Here is a 4,921-nt window from a genome sequence, read left to right as displayed (position 1 = left end):
CACCCCCCCATCCCCACCCGACTCATAAAGCCGCATCAACTCCCCCAACACCACCGGCAACGACCACCCATCCATCAACACGTGATGACACGTCAACACCAACCACGACTCCTCCACCCCCACCCGCACCAACGCACACCGCACCAACGGCGCCACCCCCATCTCAAAACGCCGCCCCCGATCCACCCGCAAAAACTCCGCCAACCCCACATCCCCCACACCCGCAAACTCCACCTCCACCCACGGCACCACCACATCCCCCACCACCACCTGCACCGGCCGGCTCAACCCCACCCACCGAAAACCCACCCGCAAACTCGCATGCCGCCGCAACAACCCCTCCACCGCCAACCGCAACCGCCCCCCATCCACCCGCCCCTCCAACCGCACGATGGTCTGGAGCGCGTAGACATCCACGCCCGCCTCGTCATACACCGCATGGAACAGCAGGCCCTCCTGCAACGGAGTCAGCGGCCACACATCGACGATCTCGCTGGCAGGCATGGTTCAGGTACTCCAATCCGCTTGCAGGAGGTCGATCTCGTCTTGACTGAGAGCTGCGAGGGCGAAGTCGGAAGGGCTGAACCCGCCCGCGCCCGGCCGCTCGCCGTAAGCGATCAGCGCGTCGACCGCCTCAACCCATCGATCCGCGATCCGCTGGACGGCGTCGATCTCGAGCACCGCCTCCGGCCATGACCACGCGACGGTCAGCTGGGGACCGTCGGGGGTGTCCAGGACCCAGGCGTTGATGTCCAGCACGTGCGTCGCCGGCATCTCCGCGTCGACGCCGTCACCGATCGCCTGGTCCTGTCCGGCAAGAGTCCAGTCCCCTTGCTCCGCCGCCCGGAAGCGGCCCAGGTAGTTGAAGCCGATCTTCGGAGCCGGCAGTTCTCGCAGGATCGGCGCGGTGTCGGGGTTGAGGTAGCGCAGCTGCCCGAAGCCGATCCCGTGATCCGGTGCCGCTCGCAGCCGTCCCTTCACCTCCTTCAACGCGCGGCCGGCCGTGGCCCCGGCGTTCGCGAGGTCTGCCAGGTCCCAGGTGTCCATAGGCACGAACATCGGGTGGACCGTGGTGAACCAGCCGACCGTCCGGGAGAGATCGATGCCCTCGCTCTCCTGGCGGCCGTGCCCTTCGAGGTCGAACAGCAGTCCCGGACACGGCTCTTCGCGCTCTTCGCTCCACCGGCCTACCGCCGCGCACAGCGCCGTGACGAGCACGTCGTTCACCTCGCCGTGGATGGCGGCCGGCAGCGTGGTCAGCAAGGGCGCGGTCTGCTCGCAGGTCAGGGTGGTCCGGAGCTCCCGGAGCGTGCTCACGGTGTCCCGGCCGGGGTCGAGCTCCCGTTTCGTGAGCGACGTGTCGTGACTTTGGAGGAGGTCCTTCCAGTACGGCAGTTCGCCTGCCCGGTTCTCGGCGTCGCGAGTGAGGAACTCCGCCCAGCCCCGGAAGGAACACCCGATCGCGGGCAGCTCCGGCTTGCCGCCCGCGCGGATCGCCGCCCACGCGTCCGCCAGATCCGAGGTGAGGATCCGCCACGAGACACCGTCGACGACCAGGTGGTGGATCACTATGCCGAGCAGTCCCGGACGTCCCGGTCCGGCGTCCAGCCAGACGAACCTGAGCATCCTGCCCTGCTCGGGGTCGAGCCAGGTGGTGGCCTCCGCCAGCTCCGCGCTCAGTTCGGCATCGGAGGCGACCCGCTTCACGATCGACTCGGCGGTGACGCTTCCGGGCGGTGGGATCTCGATGGTCCAGGAAGACGCTGTGCGGCTGAGCGCCAGCCGCAGGATGTCGTGACGGTCGACGAGAGCTTGAACCAGGGCGAGCAGGTGCTCCAGCGACATGTCCGCCGGCGTGTGAACGATCATCGATTGGCTGAAGGATCCTATGGGGCCGCCGAGCTCGCGCAACCAGTGCATGATCGGCGTGAGGGGAAGCGCACCGACCCCGGAGAGCTCCGCTTCGACAGGCACGTCGGCGGCGGGCTTCGAGATCCGCGCGAGGGCTTGCACGGTGCGCTGCTCGAAGACTTCCCGTGGCGTGATCACGATCCCCGCCCGCCGCGCCCGGCTGACCAGCTGGATCGACATGATGCTGTCGCCACCGAGCTCGAAGAAGCTGTCGTCGATCCCGACGGGCTCCACCCCGAGCACCTCGGCGAACAACTCGCACAACCGTTCTTCGGTCGGGGTGCGTGGCGGCACGTAGTCGCGGGCCGCGCCGGCGAGATCGGGTTCCGGTAAGGCGCGCCGGTCCACCTTGCCGCTCACCGTCAACGGCAACGACTCCACCAGCATGAACACCGAAGGCACCATGTAATCCGGCAACACCCCCCGCGCCCAGGCCCGCACCTCCTCCACCTCGACCTGGCCGACCAGGTAGGCCACCAACCGGCGATCCGCTCCATATGCCGTGACCGCGACCGCATCCACTCCCGGGCAGCGGGCCAGCACATGTTCGACCTCGCCCAACTCCACCCGGAAGCCCCGGATCTTCACCTGGTCATCGACCCGGCCGACGAACTCCAGTTGCCCGTCCGCGCCCCACCGCACCAGATCCCCGGTGCGATACATCCGCTCCCCCACCTCGAACGGACACGCCACGAACCGCTCCGCCGTCAACCCCGGCCGACCGACATAACCACGAGCAACCCCCGCACCCGCCACATACAACTCCCCCACCACACCCGGCAGCACCAGCCGCAAGAACTCGTCCAGCACGAACACCCGCATGCCGCGCAATGGCCGCCCGATCGGCACCGCACCACTGTCGGCCGACAGCGGGTCACTGATCGTCGCGCACACCGTCGTCTCGGTAGGTCCATAGGCATTCACCATCCGCCGCCCGGGCGCCCACCGCTCTGCTACTCCCGCCGGGCAGTCCTCACCCGCCGCCACCAGCGTCGTCCCGGCACTGATTCCGTCGTCCGGCAGCGCCCGCAGCACCGACGGCGGCACCGTCACATGAGTGACCGCCGAGGACGCCAACACCGCGAACAGCGCCTCTTCTCCCGGCTCGGGCACCACCAACGCCCCACCTGACAGCAACGTCACCGCCATCTCCGCGAACGACGCGTCGAACCCCGGCGACGCGAACAACACCACCCGGCTCGCCGGCCCGATCCCGAACCGCTCCGCCTGACCCGCCACCAACCCCGCCACACCCGCATGCGACACCGCCACACCCTTAGGCTCACCCGTCGACCCCGACGTGAAAATCACATACGCCACATTCGCCACAACCACCGGCCCCAACCGCTCACCCGCCCCCAAATCCTCCCCCGACAAACCCCCCGCATCCACACCCGCCACATCCACCACACTCACACCCCCCACCACACCACCACCGAACTCCGCACCCCCCACCACCACCACCGGCCCAGCCGCCCGCACAATCCGCTCCAACCGCTCCCGCGGAACACCCGGATCCACCGGCAAATACCCCGCACCCGTCTTCAGCACCGCCACCACCCACACCACCAGATCCACCGAACGAGGCAACACCAACCCCACCACCCGCTCCGGCCCCGCACCCCGCCCCACCAACCACCGCGCCAACCGATTCGCCCGCACATTCAACTCCGAAAAACTGACCTCCCCCTCCCCACACACCACCGCCACCGCACCAGGCGAACACCGCACCCGCTCCTCGAACAACTCATGCACACACCGACCCGCCACACCCTCCACCAGCGCGCCGGACCATTCCCGTCCCACCAGTTCGCGTTCCGCCGCGGACAGCAGGTCCACCTCGCCCACCCGCATGTCCGGGTCGGCGACAAGCGTCTCCAGCAGCCCGGTGAACTTCTCCGCCAGCCCTTCCGCGGCTGCCCGATCGAACAGGTCCGCGGTGTAGCTCATGGCGAACTCAAGGCGCTCACCGGGGAGGACGGCGAGGCCGAGGGGGTAATGGCTGGCATTGTGAATGACCGTGTGCCTGATGACGGGAGCGTGGTGCCGGCGGAAGGGGGTGGCGTCCGCGACGAAATCCCGTAGGGCCGCGCCGTGGATGACGTCATGGGGATCGCGGGCCCGTGCGGCGACGAGGGCTTCGACCGGCAATTCGGCATTCGACGCGGCTACCACCAGGTTGCCCAGCTTGTGGTCCTGCAGGACTCCGGCCTCGGCCAGCAGGACGACGTGATCGAACACCTCGTGCACGCCGGCCAGCAGGCGGCGCGCGAAGGCCAGGTCTCCTCCGTCGGCCAGGTTCACCACCAACGTTCCCGGCTCACGGAGCAGTCGTGACAGCTCTGCCATGTAGTCGGCGGTGGCCAGCTCTTCCGGCACCTTCCCGCCGACGAACGCGTCGAGCAGGATGACATCGGCGGATGCGCTCGGGAGCCTCTCGGCCGCCTCACGGCCGCCCGAGATCATGACTCTCGTGTCGGGCAGCGATCGCAGATCCAGCTGCTCGCAGACCAGATCGACCAGGGCCTCGTCGGGCTCCACGACGAGGTGGGACGAGCCGGGCCGGGTGGCGCTCACGTAGCGGGGCAACGTGCATGCCCCGCCACCGACGTGGACGCAGTCCAGCGCCTCGCCGCCGATCGCGTCGATGACGTCACCCATCAACCGCATGTACGTGAAGTGCAGGAAGGACGGGTCGTCCAGGTCCACGTAGGAATGCGGCACGCCGTTGTGGGCCAGCAACCATCCGTGGGCCCGCTCCAGGTCCTGTATCAGCTCGACTTCGCCGAAGGCCACCGGGTACAGCCCCGCGGACGGCGCGGCCGCGGGCTCCCGCACGGCCTCCCAGGTGATGATCCGGTCGTCGCCCGTTCGCAGGGCGTCCGGGTAGCTCTCGACGACGATCGTGGTGTCGAACAACTGCCCCACACCAGCGACCTGCTGGATCTCCGCCAACCCCACATGCTGGTGATCCAGCAACTCCACCTGCTCACCCTGCAACCGCCCAAGG

The 4,921-nt window shown here is 68.5% G+C and carries 2 protein-coding genes; both read right to left on the bottom strand.

Annotation, left to right across the window (positions count from 1 at the left end):
• A partial coding sequence (locus tag ABGB17_RS38615) for a condensation domain-containing protein (protein WP_347639329.1) occupies positions 1-504 on the bottom strand: 504 nt, incomplete at its 3' end.
• A gap of 3 nt (positions 505-507) precedes the next feature.
• On the bottom strand, positions 508-4,896 hold the full coding sequence (locus ABGB17_RS38610) for an amino acid adenylation domain-containing protein (RefSeq protein WP_347639327.1): 4,389 nt from the start codon (positions 4,894-4,896) through the stop codon (positions 508-510).
• Positions 4,897-4,921: the final 25 nt, after the last annotated feature.

It is taken from the genome of Sphaerisporangium sp. B11E5 (assembly GCF_039871875.1).
In the GTDB taxonomy this organism is placed as follows: Bacteria; Actinomycetota; Actinomycetes; order Streptosporangiales; family Streptosporangiaceae; genus Sphaerisporangium.
This window is presented reverse-complemented; position numbering and strand designations above follow the sequence as displayed.